A 16,543-nucleotide genomic window follows, 5' to 3' on the forward strand; every position below is an offset into this window, starting at 1 on the left:
CTAGAGCCTGATCCGTTGAGGAGGAACCGCTTCGCGGTTCCGCTGAAACGGTGAATCAGGCTCCAGATTTAAAGCGAGAGCATGATTCACGCTTCTGTCGGAACCGCGAAGCGGTTCCGTCCGAAACGATCATGCTCTAGCCTTGGGCGTTCCTGACCGCCGCCGCCCCGGCGAAGGCGGCGACGACCCCGGCGAAGAGGACGTAGGCGGTGAGGAAGGCCAGGGCCGGGGCGGGCGACTGGCCGGACGCCGCCCGCTCCAGCGCGCCGGCGCCGAACACCACGGGCGGGATGAACAGGGGCAGCACCACGACGGCGATCAGCAGGCCGCCCCGCTTGGCGCCCAGGGCCAGGGCGGCGCCCAGGGCGCCGGTCAAGGCGAAGCCCGCCCCGCCGATCAGGGCCGACAGGGCGGCCAGGGGCGCCAGAGAAACCGGCAGGCCCAGGGCCAGGGCGGCGACCGGCGCGGTCAGGGCCAGGGGCAGGCCGACGGCGATCCACTGGGCCAGGGCCTTGATCAGAACCACCGATTCCAGCGGCAGATGGCCGATCGCCAACAGGTCCAGCGCCCCGTCCTCCAGGTCCCGTTCGAACAGCCGCTCCAGCGACAGCAGCGAGGCTAGCGCCAGGGCCAGCCAGGCGATCCCGCCCGCCACCGGCGAAAGCGTGCGCGGATCGCCCCCCGCCGCCAAGGGCAGGACGGCGGTCAGGCAGGCGAAGAAGCCGCAGGCCAGAAGCGGGCCCCCCCCGCCGCTCCAGGCCAGGTCCAGCTCCCGTTCCAGCAAGACGCGCGTCGCGCCCCGCAGGCCGGGCGGGCGGGGTTCGGCGTCCACCGGCCGGCTCACGCCAGACCTCCCAGGTCCAGGGTGCGGGCCGGGATGGGCAGGGGGTCGTGGACGGCGGCGAGGATCAGGCCGTCGGCGTCGAGATGGCGGCGCATCTGGTCGGCGAAGACCGCGCGCCAGCGGACGTCCAGCGGGGCCATGGGCTCGTCCAGCAGCCACAGGGCGCGGGGCGATCCGACCAGCCGGCCCATGGCCAGACGACGGCGCTGGCCGGCGGACAGGCGCCGAACCTCAAGGTCCAGCAGGGGCTCAAGGCCGAACGCCTCGACGGCGTGATCGAAGCCGGTCTGGGTGTGGCCCAGCCAGTCGCACTGGAAGCCCAGCTCCCGGCGCGCCGTGCGCCCGGTCTTCAGTCCGTCCTGGTGGCCGAGGAAATGCACTTCGCGCCCGCGCGCCAGATGGTCGTCCAGCCGATTGCCGTCGCCGTCGTGAAAGGCGATCTCGCCCGCGTCGGGGCGCAGCAGGCCGGCGACGGTCCGCAGCAGACTGGTCTTGCCCGCCCCGTTGGCGCCGGTCAGCGCCACGGCCTCTCCGGCCTGCAGGCGCAGGTCCAGGCCGGTGAACAACCGCCGTCCGCCGCGCGAGACGGTCAGGTCGGAGAGGGAGAGGGCGTGGATCATTGCGACATTCTCCCTCCCCCGCCGGGGGAGGGAGAGCCAGGCCGCTGTTTTGAGAACCTTTCTCAATGTCCACGTCGGGGGTGTGGACACATGGACGGTGCGATCGAGCGGGTCTATAGGCACGCTTGCCGCAGCAGGCTTTCGCCGCGCGCGCAGGGGCCCTGTGAGCCGCTGCGTCTGCCGCGCGAAGGCGCAACCGGATTGTCGGGCGGCGCTGACCAGAGGAAAACTCTCCATGCCGTCGATCGACAGCTTCAACACCCGCCAGGACCTTTCCGTCGGGCGCAAGAAATACGCCTATTACAGCCTTCCGGCCGCCGAGGAAGCGGGTCTGGCCGGGATTTCCCGCCTGCCGCGCTCGATGAAGGTGCTGCTGGAGAACCTGCTGCGCAACGAGGACGGCGTCTCGGTGACGCAGGACGACCTGAAGGCCATCGCCGCCTGGGTCGAGAACAAGGGTTCGGTCGAGCACGAGATCGCCTTCCGCCCCGCCCGCGTCCTGATGCAGGACTTCACGGGCGTGCCCGCCGTGGTCGATCTGGCCGCCATGCGCGACGCCATGAGCGCCCTGGGCGCCGACGCCGCCAAGATCAACCCGCTGGTGCCGGTCGATCTGGTCATCGACCACTCGGTCATGGTCGACCACTTCGGCACGCCCAAGGCCTTCGGCCAGAACGTCGAGCGCGAATATGAGCGCAACATCGAGCGCTACAACTTCCTGCGCTGGGGTTCGTCGGCCTTCAACAACTTCCGCGTCGTGCCCCCCGGCACCGGCATCTGCCACCAGGTGAACCTGGAGAACCTGGCCCAGACCGTCTGGACCCTGGAAGAGGGCAAGAAGACCGTCGCCTATCCCGACACCGTCGTCGGCACCGACAGCCACACCACCATGATCAACGGCCTGGCCGTTCTGGGCTGGGGCGTCGGCGGCATCGAGGCCGAGGCGGCCATGCTGGGCCAGCCGATCCCGATGCTGATCCCGGAAGTCATCGGCTTCAAACTGACCGGCCGTCTGCCGGAAGGCACGACCGCCACCGACCTGGTGCTGACCGTCACCCAGATGCTGCGCAAGAAGGGCGTGGTCGGCAAGTTCGTCGAATTCTTCGGCGACGCCCTGCCGAACATGACGATCGAAGACCAGGCGACCATCGCCAACATGGCCCCGGAATACGGCGCCACCTGCGGCTTCTTCCCCGTCTCGGCCGCCACCATCGGCTATCTGACCGCCACGGGCCGCGACAAGGCGCGCGTCGCCCTGGTCGAAGCCTACGCCAAGGCGCAAGGCCTGTGGATCGACGAGACCTCGGAAGACCCGGTCTTCACTGACGTGCTGGAGCTGGACCTGGCCACGGTCGTGCCGTCGCTGGCCGGCCCCAAGCGTCCCCAGGACCGCGTCGAACTGACCGCGGCCGCCCCGGCCTTCGAGACCGCCCTGACCGAGGTCTTCAACCGTCCCGCCGACGCTCCGCGCGCGGCCGTCGAGGGTGAAGGCTTCACCGTCGGCGACGGCGATGTGGTGATCGCCGCCATCACCTCCTGCACCAACACCTCCAACCCCTCGGTCCTGATCGCCGCCGGCCTGGTGGCGCGCAAGGCCAACGCCCTGGGCCTGAAGGCCAAGCCCTGGGTCAAGACCTCGCTGGCCCCCGGCTCGCAGGTCGTCACCGACTATCTGACCGACGCCGGCCTGCAGAAGGACCTGGACGCCCTGGGCTTCAACCTGGTCGGCTACGGCTGCACCACCTGCATCGGCAACTCGGGTCCGCTGGACCCGGCGATCTCCAAGGCGATCAACGACAACGCCCTGGTCGCCACCTCGGTCCTGTCGGGCAACCGCAACTTCGAAGGCCGGGTGAACCCCGACGTCCAGGCCAACTATCTGGCCTCGCCGCCTCTGGTCGTCGCCTACGCCATCGCCGGCTCGATGCGGATCGACATCACCAAGGATCCGATCGGTCAGGACAAGAACGGCAATGACGTCTTCCTGAAGGACATCTGGCCCACCACCCAGGAAATCGCCGACATTCAGCGCAAGTCGGTCACCCCGGCCATGTTCGCCAAACGTTACAAGGACGTGTTCAAGGGCGACAAGCACTGGCAGGCGATCAAGGTCGCCGGCGGCCAGACCTATGAGTGGGACGACGCCTCCACCTATGTGGCCAACCCGCCCTATTTCGACGGCCTGTCGATGGAGCTGACCCCGGTTCAGGACGTGGTCGAAGCCCGCGTCCTGGCCATCTTCGGCGACTCGATCACCACCGACCACATCTCCCCGGCCGGTTCGATCAAGAAGACCTCGCCCGCCGGCGTCTATCTGACGAACCACGGCGTCGAGGCGGCCGAGTTCAACAGCTACGGCGCCCGCCGCGGCAACCACGAAGTCATGATGCGCGGCACCTTCGCCAATATCCGCATCAAGAACCGAATCACGCCCGAGATCGAGGGCGGCGTGACCAAACACTTCCCGTCGGGCGACACCATGTCGATCTACGACGCCGCCATGCGGTATCAGTCGGAAGGCCGGCCGCTGGTCGTCTTCGCCGGCAAGGAATACGGCACCGGCTCGTCGCGCGACTGGGCGGCCAAGGGCACCCGCCTCTTGGGCGTTCGCGCCGTCATCGCCGAAAGCTTCGAACGCATCCACCGCTCGAACCTGGTCGGCATGGGCGTGGTGCCGCTGCAGTTCAAACAGGACGGCTGGCAGAAGCTGGGCCTGACCGGCGAGGAGATCGTCACCATCCGCGGCCTGTCCGACGCCAATGTCGGCAAGCTGCGCCCGCGTCAGGATCTGTGGGTCGAGCTGTTCCGCCCGTCGGACGGCAAGATGGCCCGCTTCCCGGTCCGCTGCCGCATCGATAACCAGACCGAGATGGACTATCTGCTGGCCGGCGGCGTCATGCCCTACGTCCTGCGCAACCTCGCGCGCGGCCCGGAAACCGAGGCGCCGATCGCGGCCGAATAGTCGGCGGCGCGCTGAGATAGAAAGAGGGCCGGCGGAGCGATCCGCCGGCCCTTTTTGTTGGGCGCCGTGCCGCGCCGGTTCTGCCTTGACGTCACGCGAACGGACCTCGCCTTACCGGACGGTCGATCCGAAGATTTGAGCACACAGGCCATGCCCGGTACGGGCGCCTGCGTCGCTTTGGTTCGGGGCTCCTGTGTAAAGCACCAGCGGCGCAACCTCGTCGATCCCAATGCGATAGCGGCCCACCACGCGATCATTGTCTGCTGGATCGGTCAACTCGAACGTGGTGACGAGATGGGCGCGATCCGGCTGTTCGATATGCGCTCTGAGGTCGAGTTCGCGATCCCCGGTGGCGCAATGGTTCAACGCCGCTCGCAGATCCTCGCTGAAATGGGGCAGGGGCATGTTGTAAAGGCTGGTCGAGGTTATGTTCATGTTGCGTACGCGCGCCTGGGCGGCGAGGTCGGAAGAAAGAGCGAATTCAGCGCCGCCGGAAATCGCTTTCGGCGTGGCGGCGCAGCCTGCGGCGCCGATAGCTAGCCCAAACATCAGCGCAACCCGATAGGCCGCCATCGCTGTCTCCGTGTGCAACCTCACCATGAAGATGTTGTAGCTCAAGCGCGAATGGCGCGCTACCGGTCTCAATCCAGCTTCAGCGCCTCGGCCAGCAGCCGGGCCTCGGCGGCGCGGCTGGAGCCGGAGCGCCAGGCGACGACGATTTCGCGGTGGGGCGGGGCGCCGTCGGCCTGGTTCTCGAACGGACGGATGGCGACGGCGGGGGTGTCGGCCAAGCCCGCCTGGACCGCCATCTTCGGCAGGAAGCTTACCCCGAGGCCCGAGCCGACCATCTGGACCAGGGTGTGCAGGCTGGTGGCGGCGAAGACGTCGTCGCCGCGCGGCGCCTCTATGTCCAGGGCCGCCAGGGCGTGGTCGCGCAGGCAATGGCCGTCCTCCAGCAGGATCAGGTCTTGGGATTTCAGCGAACCGGGACGGATCGGGCCGGGGGCCGCCAGGGCGTGGTCGGCCGGGGCGGCGGCCAGGATCTCGTCGTCGCCGATTCGGGCGTGTTCGATGCCCGGCGCCTCATAGGGCAGGGCGATGACGGCGGCGTCGATCTGACCCGCCTTGAGCGCGGCGATCAGACGCGGCGTCAGATCCTCGCGGATGAAGAGCTTCAGGTTCGGATAGGCCGTCTTCAGCGACGGTAATTTGGCGGGCAGCAGGAAGGGGGCGACGGTCGGGATGACGCCCAGCCGGAACCGCCCCGACAGCGGACGGCCGGCGTTCTGGGCAGCCTCGACCAGATCTTCGGTCCGGGCCAGGACGTCCTCGGCCCGGCGCACGGCCTCGGCGCCGACGGCGGTCATGATGACGGCGCCGCGCGCCCGCTCGACCACGGGTGCGCCCAGGATCCGCTCCAGCTCCTGCACCCCGGCGCTGAGGGCGGGCTGGCTGACGTGGGCGGCCTCGGCGGCGCGGGAGAAACTGCCGTGTTCGGCCAGAAGCTTCAGATACTGGAGTTGGCGCAGGGTGGGGAGCATGGCGCGATACATAGGCTTGGCCTATGCAAAATACAAAGACAATCGATTGGAGTTATTCTCGGCCGCGTGTCCAATATCCCTCACATCACAGGGGCCATTGAGGCGCGCCGCCCGGCGCCGTCTCGAAGCAGAAGGACACGCCGCATGACCACCGAAGCCAAATGCCCCTTTTCGGGCCGTACGACGGAGTCCGTCGCGGGCGGCGGCGTCCAAAACCGCGACTGGTGGCCAGGCCAGCTGCGCGTGGACCTGCTGAACCAGCATTCGTCCCGCTCCAATCCCCTGGGCGAGACGTTCAACTATCGCGAGGCCTTCGCCAAGCTGGACTATGAGGCGCTGAAGGCCGATCTGCGCGCCCTGATGACGGACTCCCAGGACTGGTGGCCGGCCGACTTCGGCCATTACGGGCCCCAGTTCATCCGCATGGCCTGGCACAGCGCCGGCACCTATCGCGTCGGCGACGGCCGGGGCGGCGGCGGACGCGGCCAGCAGAGGTTCGCCCCGCTGAACTCCTGGCCGGACAACGTCAATATCGACAAGTCGCGCCGTCTGCTGTGGCCGATCAAGCAGAAGTACGGCCAGGCCATCTCCTGGGCCGACCTGTTCATTCTGACCGGCAATGTGGCGCTGGAGACCATGGGCTTCCGCACCTTCGGCTTCTCCGGCGGGCGCGAGGACACCTGGGAGCCGGACCAGGACGTCTACTGGGGTCGCGAGACCACCTGGCTGGGCGGCGACGAACGCTATGCCCGCGGCTCGCACGGGGTGGACAAGCCGGCCGACGAGGCGGTTCTGGTCGCCGACGACACGGCCGACGGGGTCCAGCATACGCGCGATCTGGAGAACCCGCTGGCGGCGGTCCAGATGGGCCTGATCTACGTCAACCCGGAAGGCCCGGACGGCAATCCCGATCCGATCGCCGCCGCGCGCGACATCCGCGACACCTTCGCCCGCATGGCGATGAACGACGAGGAGACCGTCGCCCTGATCGCCGGGGGCCACACCTTCGGCAAGACCCACGGCGCCGGCCCGGCTGACCATGTCGGCCCCGAGCCCGAGGCCGACGAACTGGAGGCGCAAGGCTTGGGCTGGACCTCCAGCTACGGCAGCGGCAAGGCCGGCGACGCCATCACCAGCGGCCTGGAAGTCACCTGGACCCAGACCCCGGCCCAGTGGAGCAACTTCTTCTTCGAAAACCTGTTCGGCTTCGAATGGGAGCTGGAGAAGTCGCCGGCCGGCGCCCACCAGTGGGTGGCCAAGGACGCGGGCGAAATCATTCCCGACGCCCATGACCCGTCCAAGAAGCGTCGGCCGACCATGCTGACCACGGACCTGTCGCTGCGGTTCGATCCCGAATACGAGAAGATTTCGCGCCGTTTCCTGAACAATCCCCAGGCTTTCGCCGACGCCTTCGCCCGCGCCTGGTTCAAACTGACCCACCGCGATCTGGGCCCGCGCTCGCGCTACATCGGGCCGGAAGTCCCCAAGGAGGAGCTGGTCTGGCAGGACCCGGTTCCGGCCGTCGACCATCCGCTGATCGACGCCGCCGACGCGGCCGCCCTGAAGACGCAGATTCTGGCCACGGGTCTGAGCGTGTCCGAACTGGTCGGCGTCGCCTGGGCCTCGGCCTCGACCTTCCGGGGCGGGGACAAGCGCGGCGGCGCCAACGGCGCCCGCATCCGCCTGGCGCCGCAGAAGGACTGGGACGTCAACCAGCCTGAACAGCTCGACCGCGTCCTGAAGACCCTGGAGGGCGTCCAGTCCGCCTTCAACCAGGCCCAGGTCGGCGGCAAGAAGGTCTCGTTGGCCGATCTGATCGTCCTGGCCGGAAACGCCGGGGTCGAGGCGGCGGCGCGCGCGGCAGGCCATGAGACGACCGTCCCCTTCAATCCGGGTCGGACCGACGCCCGCCAGGACCAGACCGACGTCGAATCCTTCGCCTATCTGGAACCGGTGGCCGACGGCTTCCGCAACTATCAGAAGGCCCGCTACAGCGTCCCGGCCGAGGCCCTGCTGATCGACCAGGCCCAGCGGCTGACCCTGACGGCGCCGGAGATGACGGTGCTGATCGGGGGCCTGCGCGCCATCAACATCAATGTGCGCGGCTCGACCCACGGGGTGCTGACCGAACGGCCCGGCGTCCTGACCAACGACGTCTTCGTCAATCTGCTGGACATGGGGGTGAAGTGGACCCCGACCAGCCCGGCGCGCGACGTCTTCGAAGGCCGCGACCGCAACACCGGCGCCCTGCGCTGGACCGGGACGCGCGTGGATCTGGTGTTCGGTTCGAACGCCGTGTTGCGGGCCTTAGCCGAGGTCTACGCCGCCGCCGACGCCCAGAAGAAGTTCGTCGAGGATTTCGTGGCGGCCTGGACCAAGGTCATGGAACTGGACCGGTTCGACCTGCAAGCCTGATCGGGCGCAGAAGCAGAGGCGAAGGGGGCGGGCGTCGCAAGGCGTCCGCCCTTTTCCCTGTTCGATGAACTGTCACGCGGCGCCTCTAGACTGGGCGATAAAAGGAGGACGCCATGACCACCCTCGTAACGCTTCTGACGCCGGACTATGCGGATTGGGAGACCGCCCTGATCATGGCGGGGGCGCGCAGCCATTATGGGTTTGAGACCCTCTTCGCCTCGCCCGATGGGGAGGAGGTGGTGTCGGCCGGCGGCCTGTTGGTCGTTCCAAATCTCTCGATCGAAGACATCGAGGTGGACGAGATCGACGCCGTCCTGGTGAACGGCGGCTCCATCTGGCGCCAGCCCGGCGCGCCGGACGTCTCCGACCTGTTGCGCCGGGCGCATGAAGCCGGAAAGACGGTGGGCGGCATCTGCGACGGAACCCTGGCCCTGGCGCGCGCGGGCCTGCTGGACGACCGGCCCCATACCGCCAACGGGCCAGACAGCCTCTCCGTCACCGGCTACGGCGGGGCGGCCCATTACCGCGACCAGCCTCACGCCGTTCTGGCCGACCGGGTCGTCACGGCGGCGGGCACGGCGCCGGTCAGCTTCATGGGGGCGGTGCTGGACTCGCTGGGGCTGAAGAGCGCCGAGCTGGACGCCTATCTCAGCCTGTTCGGCGCGGAACACCTCGCCCCGGTCAGCGCAGCCTGATCTCGTACAGCTGGGGCCAGCGCTTGCCGGTGACGAACAGCCGCTTGCCCGCGGCGTCCCAGGCGATGCCGTTCAGGACGTCGTCGTTCGGGTCCAGGCCCGCGTCCTTGGGGACCAGGTCCGTCAGGTCGATGAAGGCCTTCACCACCCCGGTCTCCGGGTCGATGCGGGCGATGCGGTTGTCCTGCCACAGATTGGCGAAGACCTCGCCGTCGATCCATTCCAGCTCATTGATCTGGTCCAGCGGCCGGCCGTCGGCGGTGACGGAGATCCGGCCGGTCTCGGCCAGGGTGTCGGGATCGAGGAAGCGGATCTGATCGGTGCCGTCGCTCATGATCAGTCGGCGTCCGTCGGTGGTCAGCCCCCAACCCTCGCCCGGATAGGAGAAGCCGCCCAGGGGCGAGAAGTCCTCCAGCTTGAAGATGAAGCCGATGTGGTTGCGCCAGGTCAGATTATAGAGCTTGCCGTTCAGGGCGGCCAAACCCTCGCCGAAATAGACGGTGGGCAGGTCGTGGCGGCGCAGGATTTCGCCGTCCTCCAACCGCACCTGGCGCACCGACGACGGATAGAGGCCCGTGCTCTCGTAAAGGGCGCCGGCGTGGAAGAAGAGGCCCTCGGTGAAGGCCGTCCGGTCATGCGGATAGGCGTGCACCACCTGATAGGCCTGGGTCGGAACCTCGGCCCGAACGGGCAGGGTCGCGCCCGCCGCCAGCAGCAGGCCGACGATCAGGCCGGCGAAGCGCAGGGGCGGGCGCGGCATGGTCAGGCGCCTTCGGCGGCGGCTTCCGCCTCGGCCTTGCGGGCGCGGGCCTCGGCGCGTTCGGCTTCGGCGCGGGCGGCCTCGGCCTTTTCCTTCTTGGAGGCGGAGCGACGGCCCAGCATGTTCAGGGCCTCGACCCCGGCCGAGAAGGCCATGGCGGCGTAGATATAGCCCTTGGGCACATGATAGCCGAAGCCGTCGGCGATCAGCACCATGCCGATCATCAGCAGGAAGCCCAAGGCCAGCATGACGACGCTGGGGTTGTCGTTGATGAAGTTCGCCAGCGGGTCGGCGGCCAGCAGCATCACCGTCACGGCGACCAGGACGGCGACGACCATGATGGGCAGGTGCTCGGTCATGCCCACGGCGGTCAGGATGGAGTCGATCGAGAAGACCAGGTCCAGCAGGATGATCTGGAAGATGGCCGCCCCGGCGTTGGTGATCATCACGTCCTTCTTGTCCATGACGTCATGGGTGGGCGTGGGATCGACCGTGTGGTGGATCTCCTTGGTGGCTTTCCAGACCAGGAACAGGCCGCCCGCGATCAGGATCAGATCCTTCCACGAGAATTCGTTGCCCGCGACGGTGAAGACCGGCTGAACTAGGCCCACCAGCCAGGCGATGATCGACAGCAGGGCCAGGCGCATGACCAGGGCCAGGCCGATGCCGATGCGCCGCACCTTCTGGCGCTGATGCTCGGGCAGTTTGTTCGACAGGATCGAGATGAAGATCAGGTTGTCGATGCCGAGCACGACCTCCATCACCACCAGGGTCACCAGGGCCGCCCAGGCGGCCGGGTCGGAGAGAAGGGGCAGGATGCTGTCGAGCATGGAATGTCCAGGAGGGGAAAGGCGTCGGCGGGAACAGCTAGGCCCGGCTCAGGTTCCGATCAAGCGCGGGGGTGCGGCGCAATGGTCGCACCCTGGCTCACCGCGCGGCGAAGGTCACGTCGACCACCAAGGGGAAGTGGTCCGAGATCACCTGGCCCGAAAAGGAGTCCGTCAGGACGCCGAACCTTTCCACCGCCAGGCGGCGATCGACGAAGACATGGTCGATGGGCGCCCCGTCCGCGGCCTTGGCGAGGTCGAAGCCGTTATAGGTGGTCGAAGGGCCGAAGACGACGGGGCTGACGGTGCGGGCGTCACGCAGGCCGGCCGACACGATCCGGCGATAGGGGGCGCTGTCGGGCCCGGTGTTGAAGTCGCCCAGCAAGACCACGGCCGCCGTTTCGCCCTCGGCGGTCGCAGGCGGCAGGTCCGCAGCCAGGGCGGCGCACTGTTCACGGGCGACCACGCCGACATGGTCGAAATGGGCGTTGCGGACGTCCAGCAGACGACCGTCGGAACGGTCGCGCAGCACCACCCGCGTCAGGGTGCGGGGCAGGGCCGCGTCCCAGCCCTTCGAAGGGCGATCCGGGGTCGGCGAACACCAGAGAGTCTGTTTGCGGACGACCTCGAATCGGTCGCGTCGCCAGAACAGGGTGGTGGTCTCGCCCCCCTCGGCCCCGTCGTCGCGACCCAGGCCGTAGTGGTCGTAGTCCGGCGCTTGTTCGGCCAGATAGGCGACCATGGGAATCAGGGCCTCCTGAACGCCCAGCACGTCCGGGGCGAAGAAGGCGATCTGACGCGCCATGTGCGGGCGCCGTTCGGGCCAGTTCGGCCGATCGTCAGGGGCGTCGTAGCGGATGTTGTAGCTCATCAGCCGGATCGGCTGTGGCTCGGGCGCTGCGAAAGGCTCGGCGCGGGCGGCGGCCGTTCCCGTCAGGACGGTGACGAGAGCGATCATCAGGACGCGGAACTTCATGGCGAATCTCTAAGACGACGAGAAGAAAGACGAATGTCGCACGGGGCTATGACCGAGGTGCGACGCCGGGTGCGGCTTCTTCACCCTTCACGCAATGTTGCGAGCGGCAAAACCCCGTGCTATCAGGCGCCCGGCTTGAAGGGGGCGTATTCACCAATACGGCCTCTGTCGTGCTTTCCGCAAGCATTTCAAGCTTTTGACCGTTGCGACCCTCGCAGTCGGTCGCGACCCTGACACAACGACCTCGGACCCTAATCAGTGGCTGATGATTTCAGAACGACGGAAGTCGGCGATCGCTACGCACAGGCGCTGTTTGATCTGGCGCTGGAGACGGGGCGTCTGGACGCCGTTCGCGCCGACATCGTCTCGCTGAAGACCGCCTGGACGGAGAGCGCGGATCTGCGCCGCCTGGCGACCTCGCCGGTCATTTCGGCCGACGACCAGGTCAAGGGCCTGACCGCCGTCGCCGCCCAGGCCAGGTTCGAGCAGAACACCGTCACCTTCCTGGGCCTGCTGGCGCAGAACGGCCGCGCGCGTGATCTGGCCGCCGTGATCGCCGGTTTCGAGCGCCTTTACGCCAAACACGCCGGGATCGTGGCCGCCGAAGTGGTCTCGGCGCAGCCTCTGGACGCCAAACAGCTGGCCGCGATCAAGACCGCGCTGAACAAGAGCCTGGGCAAGGCGCCGGAACTGACCACGCGGGTCGATCCGGCCATCCTGGGCGGCCTGAAGGTCAAGGTCGGCTCGAAACTGTTCGACGCCTCGCTGAAGACCAAGCTCGACCAGATGAAGTTCGCCCTCAAGCGGGCGTAAGCCCGCTCCCGCCCAACGAATGCGCGCCTGAACGGCGCAACCGCAAAAAGACTGAAGAACAGAGAGCCCGTCATGGACATCCGCGCCGCTGAAATCTCGGCCATCCTCAAGTCGCAGATCGCCAACTTCGGCGTCGAAGCCGACGTTTCCGACGTCGGCAGCGTGCTGTCGGTCGGCGACGGCATCGCCCGCATCCACGGTCTGGACAATGTCCAGGCCGGCGAAATGGTCGAGTTCACCAAGGCCGGCGTGAAGGGCATGGCCCTGAACCTGGAACGCGACAACGTCGGCGCCGTGATCTTCGGCGCTGACGCCGCCATCGCCGAGGGCGACGACGTGCGTCGCCTGGGCGAGATCGTGGACGTGCCGGTCGGCAAGGGCCTCTTGGGCCGCGTCGTCAACCCGCTGGGCGAGCCGATCGACGGCAAGGGTCCGATCCAGTTCACCGAGCGCCGCCGCGTCGACGTCAAGGCTCCGGGCATCATCCCCCGCAAGTCGGTCCACGAGCCGATGCAGACCGGCCTGAAGGCCATCGACACCCTGATCCCCGTCGGCCGCGGCCAGCGCGAGCTGATCATCGGCGACCGTCAGGTCGGCAAGACCGCCGTCGCCGTCGACACCATCCTGAACCAGAAGAACGTCAACAAGTCCGACGACGAGAGCGCCAAGCTCTATTGCATCTACGTCGCCATCGGTCAGAAGCGTTCGACCGTCGCCCAGATCGTCAAGACCCTCGAAGAGTCGGGCGCGCTGGAATACACCATCGTCGTCGCCGCCACCGCCTCGGAACCGGCCCCGCTTCAGTTCCTGGCGCCCTTCGCCGGCACCGCCATGGGCGAGTTCTTCCGCGACAACGGCATGCACGCCCTGATCGTCTATGACGACCTGTCCAAACAGGCTGTTGCGTATCGTCAGATGTCGCTGCTGCTGCGCCGTCCGCCGGGCCGCGAAGCCTATCCGGGCGACGTCTTCTATCTGCACAGCCGTCTGCTGGAGCGTTCGGCCAAGCTGAACGAGGACTACGGTTCGGGCTCCATGACCGCCCTGCCGATCATCGAAACCCAGGCCAACGACGTCTCGGCCTATATTCCGACCAACGTGATCTCCATCACCGACGGCCAAATCTTCCTTGAGTCGGACCTGTTCTACCAAGGCATCCGTCCGGCCGTGAACGTCGGCATCTCGGTGTCGCGCGTCGGCTCCTCGGCCCAGACCAAGGCGATGAAGAAGGTCGCCGGCACCATCAAGGGCGAACTGGCCCAGTATCGCGAGATGGCCGCCTTCGCCAAGTTCGGCTCGGACCTGGACGCCTCGACCCAGAAGCTTCTGGCCCGCGGCGCCCGCCTGACCGAGCTGCTGAAGCAGCCCCAGTATTCGCCCCTGTCGATGGAAGAACAGGTCGTCTCGGTCTACGCCGGCACGCGCGGCTATATCGACGGCATCGCGGTCAGCGACGTCGGCCGGTTCGAGAAGGAGCTGCTGGCGCGCATCCACGCCAACCACGCCTCGCTGCTGGACGGCATTCGCACCAAGAAGGACCTGACCGCCGACCTCGAGGCCGAGCTGAAGGACATCCTGGCCGCCTTCGTCAAGACCTTCGCCTGAGTTCAACCGGATAAGCTGAGAGAGTAGCGCCGGATGGCCAGCCTCAAGGAAATGCGCAATCGGATCGGAAGCGTGAAAGCCACGCAGAAGATCACGAAAGCCATGCAGATGGTCGCCGCGGCCAAGCTGAAACGCGCCCAGGACCAGGCCGAAAGCGCCCGGCCCTATGCGAAGAAGATGGCCTCGGTCATCGCCAACCTGGCCGCCGGCGTCTCGGGCGCCGATGCGCCGCGCTTGCTGGCCGGCACGGGTCAGGACCAGCGTCACCTGATCGTGGTGGCGACGGCGGACAAGGGTCTGGCGGGCGGTTTCTCGACCAACGTCATCCGCGCCGCGCGCGAACGGATCAACAGCCTGATCGCGAACGGCAAGGACGTCCGGATCATCGCCGTCGGCCGCAAGTCGCGCGATCAGCTGTCGCGCCTGTACGGCGACAAGCTGGTCCGCACCTTCGAACTGAGCGAGCACAAGACGGTGGGCCTGCCCTCGGCCCAGCCCATCGCCGAGATGATCGCCACGGCTTTCGAGGACGGTCAGGCCGATGTGGTCACCCTGTTCTACAGCCAGTTCAAGTCGGTCATCTCCCAGGTTCCGACCGCCAAACAGCTGATCCCGGCGGTGGTCGAGGGCGACGCCGCCCCGATCGATCTGAACGGCGCGGTCTATGAATACGAGCCCTCGGAAGAGGAAATCCTCGAGACCCTGCTGCCGCGCAACCTGACGACCCAGATCCTGGCCGCCCTTTACGAGAACCAGGCGGGCTTCTTCGGATCGCAGATGGCGGCGATGGACAATGCGACGCGCAACGCCGGCGACCTCATCAACGCCCTGACGCTGCAGTACAACCGCAAGCGCCAAGCCCAGATCACCACCGAGCTGATCGAGATCATCGCCGGCGCCGAAGCCCTCTGATCCCGACCGAACAGACATTCCGATACGGACCCCAGCCATGACCGACACCGTCGCCCCCAAAAAGCCCGCCGCCCGCAAGCCGGCCGCCAAGAAGGTCGCTCCCGCAGCGGCCCCCGTCTCCGCCGCCGCCACGGGCCGCATCGCCCAGGTCATCGGCGCCGTCGTCGACGTCGAGTTTGACGGCCATCTGCCGGCCATCCTCAGCGCCCTGCACACCCAGAACGTCGATCAGAAGACGGGCGAGCCCTTCACCCTGGTTCTGGAAGTCGCCCAGCACCTGGGTGAGAACATGGTCCGCGCCATCGCCATGGACACGACCGAGGGCCTGACCCGCGGCCAGCCCGTCACCGACACAGGCTCCTCGATCCAGGCGCCGGTCGGCCCCGGCACCCTGGGCCGCATCATGAACGTCGTCGGCCAGCCGATCGACGAAGCCGGCCCGATCAAGACCGAGCTTTACCGTCCGATCCACAAGGAAGCCCCGAGCTTCGACGAGCAGTCGACCTCGGCCGAGATCCTGGTCACCGGCATCAAGGTCATCGACCTGATGTGCCCCTACACCAAGGGCGGCAAGATCGGCCTGTTCGGCGGCGCCGGCGTGGGCAAGACCGTGACCATGCAGGAACTGATCAACAATATCGCCAAGGCGTACGGCGGTTATTCGGTTCTGGCCGGCGTGGGCGAGCGCACCCGCGAAGGCAACGACCTGTATCACGAGATGATCGAGTCCAACGTGAACGTGGACCCGGCCAAGAACGGCGGTTCGACCGAGGGCTCCAAATGCGCCCTGGTCTACGGCCAGATGAACGAGCCCCCCGGCGCCCGCGCCCGCGTCGCCCTGACCGGCCTGTCGATCGCGGAATACTTCCGTGACGAGGAAGGCAAGGACGTGCTGCTGTTCGTCGACAACATCTTCCGCTTCACCCAGGCCGGCTCCGAAGTGTCGGCGCTTCTGGGCCGCATCCCCTCGGCCGTGGGCTATCAGCCGACGCTGGCGACCGAGATGGGCAACCTGCAAGAGCGGATCACCTCGACCAAGAAGGGTTCGATCACCTCGGTCCAGGCCATCTACGTCCCCGCCGACGACCTGACCGACCCGGCGCCCGCCGCCTCCTTCGCCCACCTGGACGCGACGACCGTTCTGAGCCGCGACATCGCCGCCCAGGCCATCTTCCCGGCCGTGGACCCGCTGGACTCCACCTCGCGGATCATGGACCCGCTGGTGATCGGCGAGGAGCACTATCAGGTCGCCCGTTCGGTTCAGGAAGTCCTGCAGCAGTACAAGGGCCTGAAGGACATCATCGCCATCCTGGGCATGGACGAGCTGTCGGAAGAGGACAAGCTGATCGTGGCCCGCGCCCGCAAGATCCAGCGCTTCCTTTCCCAGCCCTTCCACGTGGCTGAACAGTTCACCAACACCCCCGGCGCCTTCGTCGACCTGAAGGACACGATCCGCTCGTTCAAGGGCATCGTGGCCGGCGAGTACGACCACCTGCCGGAAGCGGCCTTCTACATGGTCGGCCCGATCGAAGAGGCCGTCGCCAAGGCCGAGAAGATGGCGGCGGAAGCCTGA

At 67.4% G+C, this 16,543-nt stretch carries 14 protein-coding genes; 7 read left to right on the forward strand and 7 right to left on the reverse strand.

What is annotated here, in order from left to right; translation table 11 throughout:
• Window positions 1-136: 136 nt before the first annotated feature.
• Window positions 137-844: a heme exporter protein CcmB gene (gene ccmB, locus JMT67_RS12345; RefSeq protein WP_191557908.1), complete on the reverse strand. Its 708-nt coding sequence runs from the start codon at window positions 842-844 to the stop codon at window positions 137-139.
• Window positions 841-1,464 (reverse strand): heme ABC exporter ATP-binding protein CcmA, encoded by a 624-nt coding sequence (gene ccmA / locus JMT67_RS12350; RefSeq protein WP_201463614.1) that lies wholly within the window; start codon window positions 1,462-1,464, stop codon window positions 841-843. The genes ccmB and ccmA overlap by 4 nt, the downstream gene beginning before the upstream one ends.
• A gap of 235 nt (window positions 1,465-1,699) precedes the next feature.
• Between ccmA and acnA the strand changes: the two genes are divergently transcribed.
• A complete protein-coding gene (gene acnA / locus JMT67_RS12355) occupies window positions 1,700-4,426 on the forward strand; it encodes an aconitate hydratase AcnA (RefSeq protein ID WP_183217532.1) in 2,727 nt (908 codons plus the stop codon).
• A 111-nt stretch (window positions 4,427-4,537) separates the two neighbouring features.
• Here acnA and JMT67_RS12360 read toward each other — a convergent pair whose 3' ends face one another.
• Both JMT67_RS12360 and JMT67_RS12365 read right to left on the reverse strand, forming a co-directional pair.
• Window positions 4,538-4,999, reverse strand: a complete 462-nt coding sequence (locus JMT67_RS12360) for a hypothetical protein (RefSeq protein ID WP_183217534.1) — start codon at window positions 4,997-4,999, stop codon at window positions 4,538-4,540.
• 68 nt (window positions 5,000-5,067) lie between these two features.
• Complete coding sequence (locus tag JMT67_RS12365) at window positions 5,068-5,967, reverse strand: hydrogen peroxide-inducible genes activator (RefSeq protein ID WP_201464048.1); 900 nt, start codon at window positions 5,965-5,967, stop codon at window positions 5,068-5,070.
• A 144-nt stretch (window positions 5,968-6,111) separates the two neighbouring features.
• Between JMT67_RS12365 and katG the strand changes: the two genes are divergently transcribed.
• Window positions 6,112-8,382: a catalase/peroxidase HPI gene (gene katG, locus JMT67_RS12370; protein WP_201463616.1), complete on the forward strand. Its 2,271-nt coding sequence runs from the start codon at window positions 6,112-6,114 to the stop codon at window positions 8,380-8,382.
• 113 nt (window positions 8,383-8,495) lie between these two features.
• Entirely contained in the window at window positions 8,496-9,077 is a 582-nt protein-coding gene (locus JMT67_RS12375) for a DJ-1/PfpI family protein (protein ID WP_201463617.1), read from the forward strand.
• Here the strand turns inward: JMT67_RS12375 and JMT67_RS12380 are convergent.
• The 3 genes from JMT67_RS12380 to JMT67_RS12390 form a co-directional block, all read right to left on the reverse strand.
• A complete protein-coding gene (locus tag JMT67_RS12380; RefSeq protein WP_201463618.1) occupies window positions 9,064-9,837 on the reverse strand; it encodes a glutaminyl-peptide cyclotransferase in 774 nt (257 codons plus the stop codon). The genes JMT67_RS12375 and JMT67_RS12380 overlap by 14 nt on opposite strands.
• 2 nt (window positions 9,838-9,839) lie before the next feature.
• Window positions 9,840-10,667, reverse strand: coding sequence for a TerC family protein (locus JMT67_RS12385; RefSeq protein ID WP_082382597.1), 828 nt, complete (start codon window positions 10,665-10,667; stop codon window positions 9,840-9,842).
• Between the two features lie 97 nt (window positions 10,668-10,764).
• Window positions 10,765-11,640, reverse strand: coding sequence for an endonuclease/exonuclease/phosphatase family protein (locus tag JMT67_RS12390; RefSeq protein WP_233455873.1), 876 nt, complete (start codon window positions 11,638-11,640; stop codon window positions 10,765-10,767).
• Between the two features lie 258 nt (window positions 11,641-11,898).
• Here JMT67_RS12390 and JMT67_RS12395 point away from each other — a divergent pair, with 258 nt between their 5' ends.
• The 4 genes from JMT67_RS12395 (at window position 11,899) to atpD (ending at window position 16,543) form a co-directional block, all read left to right on the forward strand.
• Window positions 11,899-12,453 (forward strand): F0F1 ATP synthase subunit delta, encoded by a 555-nt coding sequence (locus tag JMT67_RS12395; RefSeq protein WP_201463619.1) that lies wholly within the window; start codon window positions 11,899-11,901, stop codon window positions 12,451-12,453.
• Window positions 12,454-12,525: 72 nt separating this feature from the next.
• On the forward strand, window positions 12,526-14,058 hold the full coding sequence (atpA, locus tag JMT67_RS12400; RefSeq protein WP_201463620.1) for a F0F1 ATP synthase subunit alpha: 1,533 nt from the start codon (window positions 12,526-12,528) through the stop codon (window positions 14,056-14,058).
• A 33-nt stretch (window positions 14,059-14,091) separates the two neighbouring features.
• Complete coding sequence (locus JMT67_RS12405) at window positions 14,092-14,970, forward strand: F0F1 ATP synthase subunit gamma (RefSeq protein WP_201463621.1); 879 nt, start codon at window positions 14,092-14,094, stop codon at window positions 14,968-14,970.
• A gap of 37 nt (window positions 14,971-15,007) precedes the next feature.
• Complete coding sequence (atpD, locus tag JMT67_RS12410; RefSeq protein ID WP_182713409.1) at window positions 15,008-16,543, forward strand: F0F1 ATP synthase subunit beta; 1,536 nt, start codon at window positions 15,008-15,010, stop codon at window positions 16,541-16,543.

It is taken from the genome of Brevundimonas aurantiaca, from assembly GCF_904830995.1.
In the GTDB taxonomy this organism is placed as follows: Bacteria; Pseudomonadota; Alphaproteobacteria; order Caulobacterales; family Caulobacteraceae; genus Brevundimonas; species Brevundimonas aurantiaca.